Origin of the sequence: Natroniella acetigena (assembly GCF_023227745.1) — a bacterium.
GTDB classification, from domain to species: domain Bacteria; phylum Bacillota; class Halanaerobiia; order Halobacteroidales; family Halobacteroidaceae; genus Natroniella; species Natroniella acetigena.
On sequence record NZ_JALKBX010000003.1, the window covers coordinates 69,580 to 91,186 of the forward strand.

The 21,607-nt window shown below is 32.7% G+C and carries 19 protein-coding genes, 1 CRISPR repeat array and 1 riboswitch; of the genes, 18 read left to right on the forward strand and 1 reads right to left on the reverse strand.

The window, feature by feature from the left end:
• Positions 1 to 2 precede the first annotated feature (2 nt).
• The 12 genes from cas7d (at position 3) to MWH25_RS01605 (ending at position 12,609) form a co-directional block, all read left to right on the forward strand.
• Positions 3 to 1,064, forward strand: a complete 1,062-nt coding sequence (gene cas7d, locus MWH25_RS01550) for a type I-D CRISPR-associated protein Cas7/Csc2 (protein ID WP_248625084.1) — start codon at positions 3 to 5, stop codon at positions 1,062 to 1,064.
• Between the two features lie 12 nt (positions 1,065 to 1,076).
• On the forward strand, positions 1,077 to 1,859 hold the full coding sequence (locus MWH25_RS01555) for a hypothetical protein (RefSeq protein WP_248625086.1): 783 nt from the start codon (positions 1,077 to 1,079) through the stop codon (positions 1,857 to 1,859).
• A gap of 1 nt (position 1,860) precedes the next feature.
• The gene (gene cas6 / locus MWH25_RS01560; protein ID WP_248625088.1) at positions 1,861 to 2,823 is read left to right on the forward strand and encodes a CRISPR system precrRNA processing endoribonuclease RAMP protein Cas6; all 963 of its coding nucleotides are present in this window, start codon (positions 1,861 to 1,863) and stop codon (positions 2,821 to 2,823) included.
• A gap of 291 nt (positions 2,824 to 3,114) precedes the next feature.
• A CRISPR array of direct repeats spans positions 3,115 to 5,133; the repeat unit is 37 nt; unit sequence GTTACAACACTTACTCCGTTAAGTAGGAGACTGAAAG.
• A 664-nt stretch (positions 5,134 to 5,797) separates the two neighbouring features.
• On the forward strand, positions 5,798 to 6,022 hold the full coding sequence (locus MWH25_RS01565) for an AbrB/MazE/SpoVT family DNA-binding domain-containing protein (protein ID WP_248625090.1): 225 nt from the start codon (positions 5,798 to 5,800) through the stop codon (positions 6,020 to 6,022).
• Positions 6,019 to 6,411 carry a type II toxin-antitoxin system death-on-curing family toxin gene (locus MWH25_RS01570; protein WP_248625092.1) on the forward strand — a complete coding sequence of 131 codons (393 nt, stop codon included), beginning with the start codon at positions 6,019 to 6,021 and terminating at the stop codon, positions 6,409 to 6,411. Before MWH25_RS01565 ends, MWH25_RS01570 begins: the two co-directional genes overlap by 4 nt.
• Positions 6,412 to 6,803: 392 nt before the next feature.
• The gene (locus tag MWH25_RS01575; protein WP_248625094.1) at positions 6,804 to 7,055 is read left to right on the forward strand and encodes an RRXRR domain-containing protein; all 252 of its coding nucleotides are present in this window, start codon (positions 6,804 to 6,806) and stop codon (positions 7,053 to 7,055) included.
• A gap of 595 nt (positions 7,056 to 7,650) precedes the next feature.
• Complete coding sequence (locus MWH25_RS01580) at positions 7,651 to 8,124, forward strand: metal-dependent hydrolase (RefSeq protein WP_248625096.1); 474 nt, start codon at positions 7,651 to 7,653, stop codon at positions 8,122 to 8,124.
• A gap of 275 nt (positions 8,125 to 8,399) precedes the next feature.
• Positions 8,400 to 8,648 (forward strand): hypothetical protein, encoded by a 249-nt coding sequence (locus MWH25_RS01585; RefSeq protein WP_248625098.1) that lies wholly within the window; start codon positions 8,400 to 8,402, stop codon positions 8,646 to 8,648.
• Between the two features lie 110 nt (positions 8,649 to 8,758).
• Entirely contained in the window at positions 8,759 to 9,247 is a 489-nt protein-coding gene (locus tag MWH25_RS01590; protein WP_248625100.1) for a hypothetical protein, read from the forward strand.
• A gap of 63 nt (positions 9,248 to 9,310) precedes the next feature.
• Positions 9,311 to 9,479, forward strand: a riboswitch (M-box (ykoK) riboswitch).
• 176 nt (positions 9,480 to 9,655) lie between these two features.
• Complete coding sequence (gene mgtE, locus MWH25_RS01595; protein WP_248625102.1) at positions 9,656 to 11,020, forward strand: magnesium transporter; 1,365 nt, start codon at positions 9,656 to 9,658, stop codon at positions 11,018 to 11,020.
• 246 nt (positions 11,021 to 11,266) lie between these two features.
• On the forward strand, positions 11,267 to 12,112 hold the full coding sequence (locus tag MWH25_RS01600) for an alpha/beta hydrolase (protein ID WP_248625104.1): 846 nt from the start codon (positions 11,267 to 11,269) through the stop codon (positions 12,110 to 12,112).
• Between the two features lie 86 nt (positions 12,113 to 12,198).
• Positions 12,199 to 12,609: a LysM peptidoglycan-binding domain-containing protein gene (locus tag MWH25_RS01605; RefSeq protein WP_248625106.1), complete on the forward strand. Its 411-nt coding sequence runs from the start codon at positions 12,199 to 12,201 to the stop codon at positions 12,607 to 12,609.
• Positions 12,610 to 12,740: 131 nt separating this feature from the next.
• Here the strand turns inward: MWH25_RS01605 and MWH25_RS01610 are convergent, their stop codons facing one another.
• Complete coding sequence (locus MWH25_RS01610; protein ID WP_248625108.1) at positions 12,741 to 13,529, reverse strand: potassium channel family protein; 789 nt, start codon at positions 13,527 to 13,529, stop codon at positions 12,741 to 12,743.
• Between the two features lie 662 nt (positions 13,530 to 14,191).
• On the opposite strand from MWH25_RS01610, the gene MWH25_RS13000 reads away from it, so the two are divergent.
• From MWH25_RS13000 to MWH25_RS01640, 6 genes are all read left to right on the forward strand, one after another.
• Positions 14,192 to 16,120 (forward strand): PrkA family serine protein kinase, encoded by a 1,929-nt coding sequence (locus tag MWH25_RS13000; RefSeq protein ID WP_248625110.1) that lies wholly within the window; start codon positions 14,192 to 14,194, stop codon positions 16,118 to 16,120.
• A gap of 10 nt (positions 16,121 to 16,130) precedes the next feature.
• A complete protein-coding gene (gene yhbH / locus MWH25_RS01620) occupies positions 16,131 to 17,285 on the forward strand; it encodes a sporulation protein YhbH (RefSeq protein ID WP_248625112.1) in 1,155 nt (384 codons plus the stop codon).
• A gap of 18 nt (positions 17,286 to 17,303) precedes the next feature.
• A complete protein-coding gene (locus MWH25_RS01625; RefSeq protein ID WP_248625114.1) occupies positions 17,304 to 18,689 on the forward strand; it encodes a SpoVR family protein in 1,386 nt (461 codons plus the stop codon).
• A gap of 1,080 nt (positions 18,690 to 19,769) precedes the next feature.
• Positions 19,770 to 20,675: a YegS/Rv2252/BmrU family lipid kinase gene (locus MWH25_RS01630; protein ID WP_248625133.1), complete on the forward strand. Its 906-nt coding sequence runs from the start codon at positions 19,770 to 19,772 to the stop codon at positions 20,673 to 20,675.
• Between the two features lie 133 nt (positions 20,676 to 20,808).
• A complete protein-coding gene (locus tag MWH25_RS01635) occupies positions 20,809 to 21,234 on the forward strand; it encodes a PPC domain-containing DNA-binding protein (RefSeq protein ID WP_248625116.1) in 426 nt (141 codons plus the stop codon).
• A gap of 166 nt (positions 21,235 to 21,400) precedes the next feature.
• Positions 21,401 to 21,538: a hypothetical protein gene (locus MWH25_RS01640; RefSeq protein WP_248625118.1), complete on the forward strand. Its 138-nt coding sequence runs from the start codon at positions 21,401 to 21,403 to the stop codon at positions 21,536 to 21,538.
• The last annotated feature ends 69 nt before the right edge of the window (positions 21,539 to 21,607 follow it).

Below are 21,607 nucleotides of genomic sequence, written 5' to 3' on the forward strand. Positions count from 1 at the left end.
AAATGAAATTAGAATTTAATAGTGTTAATGAATTATTGAATGTAGGTGAGGAGTCTAAGTTAGGTAATTCTCCTGTAGTTACAATAATGGGAATGAAGAGGACAACTAGCAATTTCTTACCTGTTTCTCATGATGGAGAAGGAAATGAGACTTATGTAGATAAGATAGAAGGATTATTAAGTAGAAAAGATGGAGTAAGGGCTGAATTTATTGCTCGGAAGCAGGAAGGTATTGAACGAAGAGGTCAAATGAACTTGCTTAGAAATAAAGTTAATGAGTTAGCTAAGAAGAATGAATATGCAGACAATAAAAAGATTAAGAAATTTATTAAAGAAGATGATTTTAATAAACAATGGAAAGCGTTATTTGGACGAGAATGTGTCATTCCGCATAATTTATGTATTTCTTGTCCTAATTGTTCTTTATTTGGAGGTTGGAATCCAGATATAAATTCTACTAAAAGCAGAAGAAAGAATAGGTCAAAGTCACAAAAAACTTTCTCAAGAGTAAGAAATTTTGATACTTATTCTATACAAAAAGATGATAATTGTATTGTAAATGATGAATCAGTAGCAGGAATGAAGATAGGTAATCAAGTAGCAGAAGATAATTCAGCAGCTACATCTTCTAACTTCCATTACTATGAAGCGGTCAAGTCGGGAGTTTATTTTCCTTTTATAGTGATGATTGAGAGAGCAACATTATTTGATGTAGCATCTTATCTAAAAGCAATTCGCTGGGCAGATAATCATGGCTATGGTAAATATAGTGCCCGCAATGGAAAGTTCCAAACTGAAGTTTGGGCTTTAGCTAATGGGCATCCTAAGTTTTCTATTTTAGATATTTTAGAGAAAGCAGAAGAACTTGATAATATTGAATATGAAAATTTCAAAGATATACTCACTTTTGAAGGAACTGCTTTATTAAAAGATAACCAAGAAGATATGGAGATTGAAATTAGAACTGAAGAAGATAAGCAGAATAAAAACATTAAGAGTATTGAAGATTTAGAAGATAAGTTTGAGGATGAATTTAAAAAGTATTTTGAAGCATTGATTAAGTAGGGGGTGAGTTAATTGGATAAAGAGGTTTATGGGAGGGCAATTATACTTAAAAACTGTGGTAGATTTCTTAATATAGCCTCTGACTTTGGTTCTGAATATAAGACTCATCCTTTTTTGACAGAGCAGATGGTTTATGCAGGATTGACTAGAGAGAATGAGTTGATTGGGAAGCGAGAATTACAACTAGAAAAAGGTCAAGTGCCAGATGATTATGATTTTAATGGCAGGTATAGGATTCCAAACGGAAGGTATTTCACTTGTGCTTATATAATTGATAAAAAAGATTATAAAAATGAGGGAAATATTAAACTTTGGAATAAGAATAGGGATAACTCTGATATTAATGATTTTAATTCAATACAAGAAGATACAGGAAAAACAGCTCAGAATAATTTACCTACTTATGGTAATATAGAATGGATGTTACCTAATAATTATTTTATTACTTTTGCTATTTCAACTGATAAAGACTATTTTGAGAAGTATTATAAAGGCCAGACTTTTTATATGGGTAAGAAAAGAACAATGTTTCAAATAGAAGAAATGTCTGAAGTTGTTGTAGGGCAATCTAAACAAAGTGAAGCTGAGTTGTTTTTACCGATTCAACTTTCTCATCAAGAAGTAGAGAACTTTAATTATTATGAAATCTTAACTTTAACGCAAAGATATATCTTATTAAAAGGTAAGACTAAAGAAATCAATAATTATCAATGGCAGCTAGAGTTTAAAGATTTAACTACAATAAATTTGCCAAACTTTTTCGTAGATGGCTATTTAGGAATGGAGGACTGTTGATATGGAGTTATCGATTACTCAGTTGTCATTTAAGCTAATTGCTAAGCAGAAAATAAAATTGCCTAAACACCCTGGATCGACATTCCGGGGTGCCTTTGGGCATGCTTTAAGGAAATTATCTTGTAATGTTAGGAATGAAGAGTGTAAAGACTGTAATCTTAACCAAATGTGTGCTTATGCTCAATTATTCAATCCGCATTTAACTGAACAGGAAAAGGAAGAGACCTCCAATCGTTTCAATAATAAGCCACGCCCATTTGTTTTTGAACCTAAAACGAACGGACAAGAACTATTTAAGCCGAGCCAACAGATCAGCTTCAACCTGAACTTATTTGGTTATACTAGTCGGTTCTTACCTTATATTATTGAGAGTTGGCGGCTGTTGGAGCAAAAAGGAATTGGACTGGGAAGAGGGAAGTTTGTCTTATCTGAGATCTGGAGCGTTAATGATCTAACAGGAAAAGCTGAAAGGCTCTATTCTGAATACGCTAATTTAGTCCATAATTCCGAGATTAAGATTGATAATCAGGATGTTGATAGATTAAAGACTAATTTAGCAAAACAGCAGTTGCGATTAAAATTGCTGACTCCAACACTATTAAAATATAAAGGGGATTATGTTGAGCAGATAGAGTTTCATATTTTAATGAGGAACTTATTTCGCCGCTTATCCAGTCTGAGTGCCTTTTATGGAGCTGAAAGATTGGATATTGATTTTGGATCTCATTTGGATCAAGCAGAAGAAGTGGATTTGGTTGAGGATAACGGAAGGTGGCAGACTTGGAAGCGATATTCGAATAAACAGCAGAAGAAAGTTAAGATGAAGGGGGGAGTAGGCGAGCTTAAATATCAGGGGGATTTAGAGAGATTTTTACCTTATTTAATTTTAGGGCAGTATACTCATGTAGGTAAGAATACTGTCTTTGGCTTAGGGGAGTATAAGATATTATTCATTGAGCAATAATATCTTTTGATTAAAAAGAGGAATTTAATGATAAATATAGAAAAGATTATATAGAGTTGAAAATGTAATTTCGCAAACTGGGGTAAAAGGAACTAGTGAGGGGTTTTAGTACTAGAACTGATTAGTTCTTAAAATCTTATTAAAGCCTGTCAATTCAAGGGTTGATTAGGGTTTCGCAAAGCCCCTAGGTTTTCGTACAAGATTGGGTTTGCGAAAAGTTTGAGGTGATTTGTGAAAATGAAAGTACCGTGAAGCCTGTTATCATAGGGTCGAGGATATTGAAATTTCGCGGTTACAACACTTACTCCGTTAAGTAGGAGACTGAAAGATCAACACTCATTATCTATCACCTAGCATCTTGCTACGTTACAACACTTACTCCGTTAAGTAGGAGACTGAAAGCTCCACCTACTGCTGCCAATGGGCCAGTCACAAACGTTACAACACTTACTCCGTTAAGTAGGAGACTGAAAGTCTATCTATCTCATTAGCTGATACATCTTGACTTGGTTACAACACTTACTCCGTTAAGTAGGAGACTGAAAGTTTACCGAGTGAAAAAGAGTTGAATTTGATAGTGAAGTTACAACACTTACTCCGTTAAGTAGGAGACTGAAAGTCCATCATTAACACTAATCAGCATCTTGTCTTTGCAAGTTACAACACTTACTCCGTTAAGTAGGAGACTGAAAGCCTGCTGTTCCAACTTCATTAGTTACACTTTCTAGACGTTACAACACTTACTCCGTTAAGTAGGAGACTGAAAGCTCCCTCTCTGTCGACTTCTATGAAGCTAAGAAAAGAGTGTTACAACACTTACTCCGTTAAGTAGGAGACTGAAAGTCTAGCACTTCATTATTAGCCTTAGTTACCTTCTTGAGTTACAACACTTACTCCGTTAAGTAGGAGACTGAAAGCAATACTGGTGGGCTCAATTTCAAAGGTATCACTTTGGTTACAACACTTACTCCGTTAAGTAGGAGACTGAAAGTGATGTTCTTTTTGTCTGTGTCTGGGTTGTAGTATTCAGTTACAACACTTACTCCGTTAAGTAGGAGACTGAAAGTTCTTGACGGACTAGTTGAAGCTGGGATATTAGAAAGTTACAACACTTACTCCGTTAAGTAGGAGACTGAAAGGTCAGAGTTGCCAGATGATGCCGAGAGGTTGATTAAGTTACAACACTTACTCCGTTAAGTAGGAGACTGAAAGCTATTGAACCCGCTATTTCTGTCATAATCTCCTAAGTTACAACACTTACTCCGTTAAGTAGGAGACTGAAAGTGTTCATAGCATAAGTTGGAACTTCAATCAACTCTGAGTTACAACACTTACTCCGTTAAGTAGGAGACTGAAAGTAACCTTACTGCTCATCTTCTGTTTTCCTCTCTAAGTTACAACACTTACTCCGTTAAGTAGGAGACTGAAAGAGTAATTTCCATCGAACAGGTTTTTCTCACCTATCAAGTTACAACACTTACTCCGTTAAGTAGGAGACTGAAAGAGCAATTCTAGCATCAAATTCTACTTCTTTGTCACGTTACAACACTTACTCCGTTAAGTAGGAGACTGAAAGACTGACACAGTTGATTCAGTAGTTGATGGATTCAACGTTACAACACTTACTCCGTTAAGTAGGAGACTGAAAGACGATATAGTGTATAATATAGTTAAGAGTTAAGAAGTTACAACACTTACTCCGTTAAGTAGGAGACTGAAAGACTCTAAGATAGACGAGTTAAGCAATCAAGCAGAAGTTACAACACTTACTCCGTTAAGTAGGAGACTGAAAGTACGAGATGGACGACCCGTATAAAGCCAATAATAAATTAGGTTACAACACTTACTCCGTTAAGTAGGAGACTGAAAGATTACAGGGATAGCTGTTGTTGAAGTTGATGCTAGGTTACAACACTTACTCCGTTAAGTAGGAGACTGAAAGGACAAGGCGACTATTGAACCATTGGACGGTCAAGGGTTACAACACTTACTCCGTTAAGTAGGAGACTGAAAGGCCTGTCTATATCTCTCAGCACTATAAAATGTTTCTTGGTTACAACACTTACTCCGTTAAGTAGGAGACTGAAAGTATTATTCTGCTGCAATTACACAAATCATTTTTAATGTTACAACACTTACTCCGTTAAGTAGGAGACTGAAAGCATCTATAACACTCATCATAACTCATTATTCATCATCTCGTTACAACACTTACTCCGTTAAGTAGGAGACTGAAAGCAGAATTATTCAGAAGCACTAAGAGAGTTAGCTGAGTTACAACACTTACTCCGTTAAGTAGGAGACAAAAGGGCAATGAATAGAGAATAGTTAATATTGAATAGTAGAGATCAAAAAAAGACTTTAAATAAAGTAAATTAAAGCAATAAAAAAGATATATTGTTTAAATTTTTTCAACTATTAATTATTAAATATTAGATATTAAATGCTTTTTAAACTCCGTTAAGTAGGAGACAAAAGAGCAATGAATAGAGAATAGTTAATATTGAATAGTAGAGATCAAAAAAGACTTTAAATAAAGTAAGTTAAAGCAATAAAAAAGATATATTGTTTTAGCTTTTCAACTATTAATTATTAAATGTTAGATATTAAATGCTTTTTAAGCTTCGCAATCTAGGGGATGGAAGCGTCATGACCAGTATCTTAAAAAGAGAATATTTGATTTAATCAAACTATCATCTTTTATGGTGATAGTTTTTTTATTACAAGGCGACTGGTCATCACGCTAATGTTCTATTTATCTTAAGTAAATTTTTCTTAAACCTCACTTAAGTTAGTAGTTAACACCCAAAATTGATTGTCATTAATATCTTTCTGGTGCATAACACTTATATCATTAGTGGAAAAATTATCAGATAACAATTAGATGTCGCTAAACCTCTTTTGCTCCCCTCTTTTTTTATTTGTATTGCATAATATGTAATACAAATGTTATAATATAAGTGAGGTGATATTTATGAAAACTATAAAACTGCGTAAAGTTGGAAATAGTTATGGGTTTACTATTCCTAAGGAACTAATGGAAAAATACCAATTAAAAGAAGGAGAAGAACTACATGTCATTGAAGAGAATGATGGATTTACCTTAACTCCTTATGACCCTGATTTTGAAGAATGGACTGAATCTTTTAAAAAGACTAATGAAAAATACAAGAACACATTAAAGGCATTAGCAGAATGAAAGATATAATTTTTATTCCAAAGCAAATGATCTTACATTTTCATGAACAGCTTATTCAACTTTATGGAGGTAGTACAGGTATAAGAGATGAAGAATTATTAGATTCAGCTCTTGAACAGCCAAAAGCAACTTTTGATGAATCTTATTTGCATGATTCAATATTTAAAATGGCATCAGCTTATGGTTTCCATCTATGTAAAAACCACCCTTTTATAGATGGAAATAAACGTATTACACTTGTTGCCATGGATACATTCCTACAAAAAAATGGTTATGAAATAACTGCTTCTGAAAAAGAAACTTATAAAATAATAATCGCTCTTTCATCTGGCGAAATATCAAAAGAAGAGCTTACAAAATGGTTAAAACAAAATACTAATTCTATTTAACCCCTTGGTATTTAAAGTAAATAATCTACTGAGTCATTCAGTAAAAATATTATATAATTTGGGAATGTCAACTACTCCACCCTAATCAGAAACAAGATTAGGATGGAGCTTGAAAAAGCTCCGTAGTGGAATAGGAGATTAGTCTAAGCGATGTCTTCTCTAAGGTGAAGGCAAATGAGCTATATTCGGGATTGAGTGTTTGATATACACCCTAGAATACTTCTCTAGTTCTAGGCTCTGGAAGTTGTGGTGGACGACCTCATATCGTTATTCCTAGATATGCAACATCATCACAACTTATGCCTATCCCAACATTGACGAAGAGAACCACCTCCAATTTTGGAGAGATAACCTTTACAGGTTGTAAATAATAGTTTTAAGGAAGTGACAATATGGAAGAGAAAGTATATGTTCAAGACAAAAATGGTAAAGCTTTAGATCCTACTACAAAACCAAGAGCTAGAAAGTTAATAGACAAAGGTAGAGCTAAAGTAGTACAAAGAGAACCATTTACTATTAAAATATTAGATAGAAAAAAAGAAAATTCTTATACTAAAGATGTAACTTTAGGTATAGATGCAGGATATAAGAAAGTAGGTTTTTCTGCAATCAATAAAATTTTAGTCAGCAGACTCTTATCTTAATAGATAAGGGTTTTTATTTTTTACTGGGTATTAGGACTGCATAATTCTTGGTATTTACAATAATCACATTCCTTTAATTGCTTTGCTGTCATCATATTTCTTAAAATAATAATAGGCATAGATATAAAGCTGTTCCTTATCATAATTAGGGTTATATTTTCCTGTCTTCCAATCTACAATGATAGTATCTTCTATAGAATCTCGATAAATAAGATTAGGGATTGCAAAGAGTTTAATATTATCCTCCCAGCCATTATGTGAAGCATAATAGTGGTAGTAGTATTTACGAAGACAATCATGAAATGAATTTTTTCTAGAATATGATCAAGAAAACTCAAGATATTCCCTTCTTATATAAGCCATTTGCAGCCCTCCTTGTATGCTTCTAGTTAGATAGAGCAAATTAATATCAAGCAATAATTAACTATTATCAGGCTAAACTATATTAAGCTTATGTTGTTATTTTTTCTAGATTAGTATTCTCAGTAAGAAAAACATAGTATAGTTGCTACTTATTTTTGGATATTATTCATAGTTATTTTTTAATGGTGGAATATATTATAATCATAATTTAATTAATTGTCAGGAGGAATTTATGACCTATAAAACCCATGGTTTAACAGGGATAGTCTTATCATTATTATATATGTTACTAGTAGGATTAAATGATCCCCTTCCTTTAATAGTAGCTTGGTTTGCTGCATTAATACCTGATTTAGATCATCCTAAGAGTTGGTTAAGTAGAAGAGTTCCAATACTTCCCAAGCTAATAAGTTCTTTATGTAAACATAGAGGGTTTACTCATTCATTATTAGGGCTATTTTTATTTACTCTTATCTTCTTTTTGATAACAAGAAACTATCTATCTATAGATTATACTATCTATTTTGCTATAGGATATTTTAGTCACTTACTAGCTGACTCACTTACGGTCAGTGGTGTTAATTTTTTCTATCCTGATAAGACGAAGTATGGATTAAGATTAATTAAGACAAATAGTACTGCTGAGTTGTTATTCAGTCTAGTCTTAATAATATCTATAGTTATAATTGCTCCGATGATTTGGTAATATAAAAAATTAGTTGAGGTTGTTGGCCCTTTTGTGTTTTTAATTATATTCAATGAAATTAGAACTACCCTGAACCCTATTATGCCAGGTTTTATAATTTTAATATTTCTTTAAAAAAACTTATCTACAACTCTGGGGTGCAGGGTCGCTGGTTCAAATCCAGTCAGCCCGACCAGCTATAAAGTTTGATATCCAGTCACCTCTTAAACAGATCTGACTTTTTTCTCTTCGGGCCAACTTTGTGCCAAGCTTGGGAGCTGGTTACCTTAGATATTGTGTATAATGATTGCAGATGTTGGCCCAGTGGAGGAGGGATTCATTATTGGTTAGTAGGAAAGAAAGTTACATTCGCTGGAGTAACTACAGCAGGTATTTCAGCAGGATATGAAGTTGTAAGTAAAGCGATTGAAGGTGAAGATATAGAAGCAGAAGAAGTTTTGAGTAATGCAGTAAAGACTGGCATTGATACAGGTGGTACTGTCATTATATCTTCCTCCTTGAAAATGATTAATATCTTGGCTTAATGGTTGTACAGGTCTGTGTATAAGGAGATTTGAGGAAAGAGGGGGATTTTTTTAGTCTTTATTTTAGAGTGGTGTATATAAATTTTAAGAAAGGAGAAAGTAATTAAGAGGTGATGAAATTGATTTTAGATAATTTTGCTGGAGGATTAATTTTGTTTATATCTTTATTTTTTATGTTTTTAGTCGTTCCTGAACAAAAGATTAAAGAGTTTTTTAGCATTGGACTTGTAGGAGGGCTGGTACTTGCTTTAATATTGGTCTATTTAATGCAAAATATGTTTGGTTTCTGGAATTTTCACAATGTTGATATTGTAACTATTGGTGATATACCACTCTTACTTTCTGCTGCTTGGATCCCAACTATTATTATATTTTCTTATTTATTAGTTAAATTTAAAACAACTTCTGCTATTTCAAGTATCATTTTAGGTTTTCCTTTAGCTGCTGTAGTGGTTCATTATTTTTTGATTGACTATCAGCTATTAAGTTATGCAAATTGGAATCTATTATATACTTTTTTAGTATCTTTAAGTATTCACTTAGGTATAGCTTATTATCTTTATCGAACTAATCAATTATTAAATTTTAATGAAAACTAATAAATATTCTTGACATAATCTATTTGATGTAATATAATGCAAACGTGATGAAAATGATGAAAATATAATACTTGTTAGGTGAGGCTCCTATATGAACATAGGCTACTGCCCAAAAACGTCCAGAGACGCCAATGGGTATAACAGGTAAGATCGGAATAAGGTCGACCTAAGGTAGCTGATTGAATTTCAATCTACGTCATATAGTGCTAAAGCCAGGACGAGGGGTATGAATAGTTTGTTTTTTTAGCTTAAAGACTCCTTGAGGGTCTTTTTTTATATTTATACCTACTAATTTGTAGAAGGTGGTGATAATAAAGTGGTTGCAGATGATGACCAGGATGCATCGTATAGGTTTCAATATAATCAATTTATAGTTCAAAGTTATTACAATATTAAGGAGGGATTAATATGCCACTTTATGAAGAAATCACCCAGCTTATATCAAGAAAAGAGATGAAGGACTTAAAAGAGAGATTAAAGGAGCTTACTGTAATAGAGGTTGTAGAGCTTATTAGAGAGTTGGAAAGAAAACAACAGGTGATTGTTTTTAGATTACTAGGTAAAGATTTTGCTATTGAGGTGTTTGAAAAGCTTGAGCCTGGTTTTCAAGAAGAGTTGATAGCTTCTTTTGCAGAAAATGAAGTTATCAAACTTATGGAAGATTTAGAATATGATGATCGAGCAAGGCTATTAGATGAACTGCCAGCTAAGGTAGCTAAAAGGATAATGAACTCATTTGATAAGGAAGAAAGGGAGACTATTGCTAATCTGTTAGGATATGCTCCTGAGACTGCAGGAAGGATTATGAATCCAGATTATATTTGCTTGAAGAAAGGGATTACTGCCCAAGAGGCATTAGATCAAGTTAGAAAGGTTGGTATTGATAAAGAGGCAGTTTATTCAATCTATATTACTAGTCAAGAACGTAGATTGGAAGGAATTCTCTCTTTAAGGGTCTTAGTTATGGCAGCTCCAGATGAAAAGATTGAAAATATTATGTATGATCACCCAATCTCAGTAAATACTTATACTGATCAAGAGGATGTTGCTCGTTTACTTCAGCAACAAGATTTCTTATCTGTACCGGTAGTAGATAGGGAAAATAGATTGGTTGGAGTAGTAACCTTCGATGATGCAATGGATGTAATTGAAGAGGAGACTACCGAAGATATTTTAAATAAAGCTGGTCTTACAAATATAGGTCAACAAGAGACAGACCGTAGTAGAACTTTAATTTCAGGTTCATTGTTGGATGTTTTTAAGGTGCGTCTACCATTCTTAATTATTACATTAATTGGTGGGATGATGGCTGGTGCAGTTATTGAAGGTTTTGAAGAAACATTAGAAGCAATTGCAGCTTTGGCTATCTTTATCCCTGTAATTATGGATATGGGTGGTAATGTCGGGACTCAGTCTTCTACTATCTTTTCTAGAGCTTTAGCTTTAGGTCAGATAAATACGAGAAGGTTCTTTAAGCATTGGTTACGTGAAGTTGGTATTGGGTTGAGTATGGGAGCATTTCTCGGTTTAGCTGCTGGTCTTATTGCAGCGTTTTGGCAGCAGTTACCTGCATTAGGAATCGTAGTTGGTTTATCTTTAATATTAACAGTTACGATAGCTACGTCATTAGGGTTTATGATTCCTTATATTTTATTTAAATTAGGATTCGATCAGGCGGCTGGTTCTGATCCAATTATTACGACAATTAAGGATATTACAGGATTATTTATTTATTTTTTCCTTGTAAGTCAATTTCTTGGTCATATGTTGTAAAGAAAGATTTTAAAATTAAATATTTAATTAGAACAAACTCTTATCTGTTAAGATAAGAGTTTGTTCTTTTCTTAGATTTTTTTATTACTCTCTATTACCTGGTTTTTAACTGTCAACTGTAAATTGTAAACTGTACACTGATATAAAGTGTTGGCCTGAGCGATTTTACTAATAATCTTAATTTTTTAGTTAATAATAATAAGGATGGTTTATTTTTATATTTTAACAATCGGGAAGGGATTGGCTATGAAGAATAAATGGTTGAAAGCTAGAAGTTTCAAAGATGTCTTAGTTATAGTTTTAGTGATTTATGGAATATTATTAGCTGCTTTTTATCTATTTCAAGATCATTTGTTATTTAGAAAGTCTTCTCTTACGGAAGAGCGTTTACAGGAGATTGAAGCTGAATATCCTCAGGCAGAGGAAGTTGAACTAGAGATGGCTGATGGTGTCAGATTGCATGGTTGGTTAGTTAAAGCAGCAGAGCAGAATAAAGCTCCATTAATAATTTATTTTGGTGGTAATGCTGAAGAGGTTTCTGGGGTAATTGAAAAAGAGGAGAAATTTGAAGGCTATTCTTTATTAGTGGTTAATTATCGGGGGTATGGTTTAAGTGAAGGGGAGCCAGAAGAGGATAAATTATTTAGTGATGCTCTTTATCTATATGATCACTTCACTACTTTGGAGAGTATAGATAGTGAAAAAGTCCTTACTATGGGTAGAAGTTTGGGGACAGGTGTTGCTGTCCATCTAGCTGCCAATAGAGATGTAAGAGGAGTGATTTTAGTCTCTCCTTACGATAGTATCGAAAATTTGGCCCAGGATATCTTTCCTTTTTTACCGATGGAGTTAATTTTAAAACATGAGTTTGATTCTATATCTAAAGCACCTGATTTGGAAGTTCCAGTGTTGATTTTAGCTGCTGAAGATGATCGAATAGTACCTGTTGATTATTCAAAGGCACTCTATGATAAATGGTCAGGAGGGAAGGAATTTAAGGTAATAGTTAATAGAGGACATAATAATCTACATCGTAGTAAAGAGTTTTGGGAGTATATTAGTGATTTTATTCAGAATTTGAACCTTGGCTAGTTTTGTAAAAAGAAAATAGCTCGAAAAAAATTAACATAATCTTCATTCCTGAATATAATATGGTAAAAGAAGAGAGGAGGGAGATTATGGGCCAATATGATGAGCAAAGCTTTGAACCTGGAACCTATGACGACTGGTGGGATGATTGGAATGATGACTGGAATGATGACTGGAATGATGATTGGGACAATGATTGGGACGATAACTGGTTAGGAGAAAGAGATAATCCACGTAGAAGAAGACCGCCAAGGAGGAGACCACGGAGACGGCGTCCACCTAGAAGAAGACCTCCTAGAAGGAGACCCCCTAGAAGACGTTGTCCACGAGGAACTAGAGAATATGTTGTTCGCAGAGGAGACACATTTTTTTCAATAGCAAGAAGGTTTGGTACTACAGCAAGAGAATTGAGAAGGCTTAATCCAAGAATAAGACCAGAAGATTTGAGAACTGGGCAAGTAATATGTGTACCTGTAGCTAGAACTTTTAATGATAATTAAGAGTTCTAATCATGCTATGTTGATAAGTTAAATAAGTGATCATTATTTAATAGAAGGTGTAGTTTAGGGAGGAGAGCGGCTCTGAGCTACACCTTTAAAACATACACGTTAACTTAATATATTTTCTCTAGTTATTTTAGCCAAGTGTTTATCTTTATTATTCCGATTATAATTACTAAAATTATAATTAATACTTGTAGTATGGTATGAGTGGTCTGTCTTATCTCTTGATTTTTTTCTTTTTGTTGGTTTAAGTCTTGCTCACTAGTAAAGTTTAAAGTTACATAAACGGTGAAAGTGATAATTAATATAAATACTCCTGTTAAGACTTGGAATATAGAGAATAATTGTGATAGAAAATGATTAGGGAAGATATCACCATATCCTACTATAGTAATTGTATTAGCACTGAAATAGACTGCTTCAAAGATATTGCTAAATGTAGGTTTGAATAGGTTTTGACCAGCAGCAACAAGGGATTGGGCGTAACTAGTATTTAAGGCATAAAAGATTAATCCATAATTTAAGATTAATTCGAGGTAAGCTTTTAGGGCAAGGTTGTAGCGATCGAAATAACTTAACCCTTCTTTTATTTGAGGTTTATTTTTCATTTTATGATTGCAATCCAGTAAAAAGACGATGAAAATTTCAAGCACTCGAGAAACTGCATAATAACCAATCAGAAAAAAAGCTATTCTACTTAAAAGAGGGAATCGGCTTGACCAGTAAGGCCACAAGAGTAAAAGGCCGAAAAATAGCCAAGTTAATGATAAATAAATATTACTAATTCGTTTGATAACTTTTTGTTTTAATTTTTTGTTCTTTTTTATTTTTTTATGGTTTTTTACTAGATCTGTTAATAGATAGGTCGGTGAAATAATAGAGATAGTATAAATTAAAAATAAATTAGCCAGTTGCATAATTTATCACCATTTTTTTAGTTTTGTAAAAGAATCAATAATCAAGAGCTATAAAACAATTAGATTACCAAGTTTAGAAGATTTCCTTTTAGCTGAGGATACTTAGGTTGTGATATGTATTATTTTATCATAATAGAGAAGTTCTTATGTATTAATGCTAAATTTTTCATAAAAAAGAACGGGCTGGTTGGCCCGTTTAAATAATAGTTAGGAAAAAGAAAGATTAAAGGAAGTTAGAAATTATTTATAACTTACAGCTATAGCTGTAAAAGCCGAGAAGCAATAAGATTAAGATTAAAAATAATATATATGCATCATCTTGCTTAGCTCCTACTCCCATATATTTCCCCTCCTTTCAATCCAAAATTAAATGCTTTTACAATATAGTATGTATCAATGAAAAATATGTTAATAAAAAAATAATTAATTGCTTAAAGTGGGCGATAGCCCTTTTATTCAGCGGTTGCTGCATTATAAGTTGTGGCAAATACATCAACTTTAATTATTTATAAAATATTACAAAAGAGTAATATTCAATTATTTAGAATTAATATAATATAGTAAGAGATTATCTCTATAATTTATAAGAGATGAATACTTGATTTTATTAGATAAAATAGTTATTTGATTAGGTTAAATTTATTTTAAGGAGGGAGTAGGAAGTGACTGAATCGGCTGATTTTAAGAATTTAATTCAAAAGAGTAAAGCGAGAAAGAAAAGAGAAAGGTTTGAGGGAACATTTTTAGAGTATTTAGAGGTGGTTTCTAAAAATCCAGAGATTACCAAATTAGCTCATGAGAGAATTTATAATATGATTGTCTCTAAAGATGTTAATTTAATTAAGACTGAGCAGGATCCAGTACTGCGGAGAATATATGGACATGATAGAATCAAAAAGTATGACTTCTTTGAAGAGTTTTATGGGATAGATAAGGTTCTGATGAAGATTGTACGTTATTTAAAGTCAGCAGCAATGAAAGGGGAGGAATCAAGGCAGGTTTTATACCTTGTTGGTCCGGTAGGTTCAGGAAAATCTTCTATAGTTGAATTATTAAAGAAAAGTTTGGAAGAATTACCCCCAATCTATACTTTAGAAGATTGTCCAATGCGCGAAGAACCTCTTCATTTGATTCCTAAACATCTGCGTTCTGAATTTGAAGAGTTGTTAGGAGTAGAAATAGAAGGAGAGCTCTGTCCTCATTGTCGCTATCGATTAGAAGATGAGTTTAATGGTGATTATGAAAAGTTTCCTGTGGTAACTGAAAACTTTTCAATTACATCGAGAAAAGGGATCGGAGTGGTTCCTCCAGTTGATCCAAATAATCAGGATACTTCAGTTTTGATTGGCTCTGTAGACATTTCAAAATTGGATCTATATCCAGAAGATGATCCGCGCTCATTTTCTTTAAATGGTGCTTTTAATGTAGGAAATCGAGGCTTAGTAGAGTTTATTGAGGTCTTTAAAAATGATGTTGAGTATCTACATGCGATGATTACTGCTACTCAGGAAAAAGTTATCCCTTCGCCAGGAAAAGGAGCTATGATCTATTTTGATGGTTTAATAATTGCTCATTCGAATGAAGCAGAATGGAATAGATTTAAATCTGATCATACAAATGAAGCTATTCTTGATAGAATTGTTAAAATCGAGATGCCTTATTGTTTACGGCTGAGTGAAGAAGAAAAGATTTATAAAAAGCTTTTGAGTAAGAGTAAATTTGAGGCACATATTGCTCCTCATACAATCAAAGTAGCAGCTATGTTTGCTATTTTAAGCAGATTAGTCCCTTCAAATAAGGTTGATCCTGTAACTAAGCTGAAAATTTATAATGGAGAAGAGATTGTAGAACAAGGAACTACTAAACGAGTTGATATTATGGAATTAAGGGAGGAAGCTCCAGGAGAAGGTATGGAAGGGATTTCTCCTCGCTTTGTTACTAAATGTTTAGATAGCTGCCTATCAGAGTCGGAACACAATTGTATCAATCCATTATCTGTTTTAGAGGCTTTAATCAAATCAGTTAAGGAGTTATCGATTGGTGAAGATAAGAAAGAGCGATATTTAGAATTTTTACAAGATAGCATTAAAAAGGAGTATAATAAGCTTCTTGAGAAAGAGGTTACTAGAGCATTTGTTGTCGGTTACCAAGAACAGGCAGAGCAGCTATTTAATAATTATTTAGATCATGCTGAAGCTTTTGTTAATAAGACTAAGATTAAAGATGATAATACAGGTGAGGAATTAGAAGCAGATGAAGAATTTTTGAAGTCAATTGAGCAACAAATCGGTATTACAGGTGCTACAGCTAAAGGGTTTAGACAGGATGTAACTTCATATATGTTTGCTTTAATGCGAAAAGATTCTAAGGTGGATTATACCAGTTATGAGCCATTGAAAGAGGCAATTGAGAAGAAATTGATTGCTTCTGTTAAAGAATTGTCTAGGGTCATAACTCAAGCTAAGGTAAGGGATGAGGAACAGAAGGAAAAATATGATGCTATGGTAGAAGAGATGAAAAGAACTGGTTATTGTGCTCAGTGTTGTAATGTGATTTTAAAGTATGCTGCTAATAACCTTTGGAAAGATTAGGAGAGATAAAATGGCCATATTCAGAGAATATAAGAATACGGGTAAAGATCGTTCTGCTGAAGATCGTAGGCGACATCGAGAGTTAATAGAAGATAGTATCAAGAAGAATATCAGTGATATTATCGCTGAAGAGAGTATTATCGGAAAAAGTAAGGATAAAAAAATTAAAATCCCGATTAAGGGTTTGAAAGAGTATCGTTTTTTACATGGAACTAATAAGCCAGGTGTAGCAAGTGGAAGTGGTGAAGAAAAAAGGGGAGATAAAATTTCTAAACCGCGAAAACAACAAGATTCTGGGCAAGGAGGTGCAGATCAAGCTGGAAATCAAGAAGGGGAGGATATTTATGAAACAGAAATTACTATCGAAGAATTGATAGATTATTTGTTTGAAGATTTGGATCTTCCTTATATGGAAAGAAAGAAATTATCTAAGATCGAAACTGAAAGCACCTTTAAGAAGTCAGGTTATAAAAAGAAAGGAATTCCTCCCAGGTTAGCTAAAAAAAGAACTATGATTGAAAGGATTAAAAGAAAGAAGGCATATATTCGAACTCATGATGATTTTGATGAAGATGAAAGATTTCCTTTTCATAATGAAGATCTTCGTTATTATCGAATTAAAGAAGAAGAACGTAAAGAATCTAATGCAGTTGTAATCTGTATTATGGACACTTCTGCTTCGATGAGTCAAACGAAAAAGTATTTGGCCCGTAGTTTTTATTTCTTATTATATCAATTTATTCAAATGAAATATCAAAATGTTGAAATTGTATTTGTAGCTCATACTACACAGGCAAAAGAGGTAACGGAGGATGACTTTTTTCATAAAGGGGAATCAGGTGGAACTTATATCAGTAGTGGTTATCAAAAAGGGTTGGAGATAATTGAAGAACGTTATGATCCAGCGCACTGGAATATTTATTGTTTTCATTGTAGTGATGGGGATAATTGGAGTGAAGATAATCAAAAGGCTTTACAATATGCTCAAAAGTTATGTGATATATGTAATTTATTTGGTTATGGAGAAATAAAACCTAACTATACTAGAAGTGCAATTAAAGCTCTTTATTCCAAGGAAATTGATAACCTGAATCTATCTTTAGTAACAATTTCAACCAAGGAAGATATCTGGCCTTCTTTCAAAGAAATGCTAGAAAGTGATTAAGAAGGGTAGGGGATAAGGATGGAATTTAGTATTAAAGAATTGATTGATTGGAATAAACAGATAGAAGATATCATTTATCAGATAGGATTAGATTGTTATCCGCAGGAATTTGAAATTTGTTCTTTTGAAGATATGATCAGTTATCAAGCTTATAGTGGTATGCCTGCTCGTTACCCTCATTGGAGTTATGGAAAGGCTTATGAAAGAATCAAGACCTTTTATAGATATAATTTAACTGGATTGCCTTATGAAATGGTGATTAATTCTAATCCTTGTTTAGCGTATTTAATGAAAGATAATTCTCTGTTATTACAAATTTTAACTATGGCTCATGTCTATGGACATAATGATTTTTTTAAAAATAATCGCTTATTTAAAGAAGGAACTAATGCAGATTATACATTAGAGATGTTTAAAAATCATGCTAAGCGGATTAGAGAATATATCTCCAATCCAGGAATTGGTTATCGAAGAGTTGAAAGGATTTTAGATACTGCTCATGCTCTGAAATTTCAAACTTCGAAGGTAATTAATGAAAAGAGATTGAGTAGAGAAGAACAGGTTAAACGACTCCAAGAAAAATATCAACCACAACCTAAAGAATTTCAATTATTAACAGATGAAAAGGCAGAACAAGAACCTGATTTAGATAAAATTCCATTAAAGCCCGAAGAAGATATTTTAAATTTTTTGATTGAATATAGTGATTTAGAGGATTGGGAAAAAGATATTTTACAAATAGTAATTGATGAAACTGCTTATTTTATCCCGCAAATTGAATCAAAGATTATGAATGAAGGATGGGCAAGTTACTGGCATTATGAAATTTTAAACCATCTGGATCTGCCTCAAGGGATGCATTTGGAGTTTATAAAACGACATAATCAGTTGATCTCTCCTAATGAGGGAGGATTAAAGTTAAATCCATATTACATGGGTTATAAAATCTTTAATAGTATCAAAGAAAAAAATCCTGAGCAACCAGAAAAGCTCTTTGAAGTTAGGGAATTAGAGAGAGATGAATCTTTTATTAGAAAATACCTTACATTTGATTTGATTAGAGAGATGAATCTAATTAAATATGATGAAAGAAGAAGGTATTATTCTATTTCAGAAGTAGCTGATGAAGAAGGGTGGCGAGAAATTAGAAATACATTGGCCAGTTCGGTTGGAATGAATAAATTTCCTATGATTAAGATAGTTGAGTTTTCTAAAGCAGATAACATTTTATATTTGGAACATGAATATGTTGGAAAAGAGCTGAAGATGAACTATGCTACAGAAACCTTGAAATATATGACGGAGTTATGGGGAGGAGTAGTCCAGCTAGAAACTATAATTGATGGTGTATCAAAAAAGATAATCTGTGATGAGGATAAGGAGATAAGTGTTAAAGGGGTGTGATAGGAGTCAAGAATCAGGAAGTTCAAAAGTATTTAATTAAAGAATATTTGTAGGGCCAATCTTTGTGGTTGGCCTTTGTTTCAGTAGGGACAGAATGTGTCGTGTCTTTACAAAGTAATTTTATTTATCAAATAAATATTGATTTAATTTTTACCACCAGTTGAATCTGGTGGTTTTATTTATAAATTAATCTTTAATTAACAAATTTATCATTAACTGCATATAATAGACTAAAAGAAAGGAGGAATAAGAATGAGTCATAAGTATGGAAATGAGGCATTTGTTATATTCTTAATTCTTATTTTGTTGGTTTTAGGAGTTAGCTATTGGTAACTTAAATAAAGATAACCTTAAGGAGGTACCTCCTTAAGGTTATCTTTATTTAAGTACTAAAAAGATTATTTAAATACTATCCGCGTTAACTTAAGATAATTTCTGGTATTATAGATGTTTGAAGTGAAGCTTTATTACAATTATGTGTCACTTCCAGTGACACATAATTGAGTTGACAGTGTACGGTTTACAGTTTACAGTTAAGATCAAAACCTTAAAAAATTAAGACCTTTGAAATGCCTTATGTTGGCAGGTTTATAGTGATTTTGATTTAAGTTTTTAATGGTTTTAACTGTCAACCGTCCCTACAGGTCTTTATCAAGACCTTTCGTGAAAAACATAGAAACCATATCAACTGTAAACTGTACACTGATATATAGTGGCAAAGTGCCACTATATATCAATAAAAAATAAGATTGAGTGAAAAAGTTAAATTCAATTTAAGTAGAAGATTGACTTAGCATTATATTTTGGCCCTGTGATATAATATAGATAGTTTAAGACTGAAGTTAAGCCTAAGTCAATTGTTAAAGTTAAAAAGATAAGGGTCTAGTTCTTACCTAAACTTGTACTGAATCTACCTAGGATAATAAGATTAAAAAGATAGATAATATTGAAAATGATTAAATTGGTGAGAAAGCAGGATTAAAGCAAAGGTAGCAGGAAATATAGTAGAGTAATTATCTAGAATAGAATTTGCACTATATATAAAGGAGGAGTAAGAATGGCTGAGGTGGTTTATAAGTGATGAAAAAAGTGAAATTAATTTATAATCCGATGGCTGGAAATAGAAATTTTCGTTATTACCTAGATCAATTTATCGAGAAGTTTCAAGGGGTTGGCTACGAAGTCAGTGTTTTTAGAAGTGCCCAAGAAGGAGATTTAGATCTTGGGGTAGAGCAGGTAATCAATCAGGATTATGATCTACTTGTGGTAGCAGGGGGAGATGGCTCAGTTAATGAGGTAATTAATGCAATGATGAAGCATGATATCGATCTTCCTTTAGGGATTATTCCAGCTGGAACAGCAAATGATTTTGCTGTTCATTTAGGAATGCCTGCTGATATTGAGACTTGTTTTGATGTTATTTTAGAAGGAGAGGTCAAGCAAGTTGATTTAGGAGAAGTAAATGGTAGGTACTTTATTAATGTCTGTGCTGGAGGATTATTGGCTAATGTTTCTCATGAGATTGATTTGGAATTTAAAAATACCTTAGGTAAATTGGGTTATTATTTGAAGGGGATTGAACAACTTCCCAAATTCAAGCCGATTCCAGTGGAAATTAAAACAAAGGAACAGGTTATAGAAGAAGATATTTATCTATTTTTAATTTTAAATGGCAAGAGTGCAGGTGGGTTTAAAAAGATAGGAAAGAAGGCTTCAATTACTGATGGGCAATTAGATCTGATTGCTGTTAAAGCACAACCCTTACATGAAATTGCTCTTTTGTTTATAAAGATATTACAAGGGGAACATCTAGCAGATGAAAATATTATTTACTTAAAAGATAGTTGTTTTGAAATAAATTGTTTAGATCAGTCGTATAGTTCTTCTTCTTCTGATGTAGATGGTGAAAAAGGCCCTCAGCTTCCGTTACAGATTTTTCTTCATTCTCAGGCGTTAAAAGTGGTTAGTAATATTAGTAATGTATAATTAATTCAGCTATAGTTATTAGCAAAATTAATCATTAATTGTACCAATTAATGATTAATAAAGGCAGGATTAAGTGCTATTGATCAAGAAAAACATAAAGTAGAATTTTAGAATTTTTAAGGAGGTTTGGTCAATGTTAAAAGAATATGAATTAGGAACTATTTATAAAGGAAAATTAGAAACAGGTGATGATCTATTAGAGAAGTTAACTGAAATTGTTAAAGAAAAAGAGATTACTGCTGGAAAAGTAATTGCTCTTGGAGCAGTTAAGGAAGCAATTATTTCTTTTTATGATCAAGATAAGCAGGAGTATGAAGCTGAAAAATTAGATGAGTCATTAGAAATAGTCAGTTTAACTGGTAATATATCTTTGAAAGATGGAGCACCAATTATTCATGCTCATATTGCTTTGGGAGATGAAGATGGTCAATTGTATGGAGGACATTTAGAGAAGGGTACGACTGTATTTGCTTGTGAATTTATTATTGAGGAGTATGAAGGAGAAGCATTTACAAGAGGATTAGATCAACAGACCGGTTTACCATTATGGGTAAAATAAATTAGTAGCTCATTTGAAAAGTGACACATTATATCGATAAAAAGTAATGTGATTAGAAAATTATGTATTAAGTTGACGCACATGAATATTTGATTTAATTTCTTCTCTTTTAATACATAAAAAAAAAGAAGTTTTAAATACTAAAGGAAAGAGGAGGAGAAAAATCATGGCAGATGTTGATGTGAAATATGCAGAGTTAAATGAGCATCAAGAGAGAAAATTACAGGATATGGAACAAGCTTTAAATCTTGAACGAGAAAAGGAAGAAAAGGTTATTATCTTAGCGGTTGAAGAGATGAATTAATATTAAGCTGGGTCATTAGACTCAGCTTTTATTTTTGAAGTTTAGTAGGAGTTAATTACTCCTTAGTTA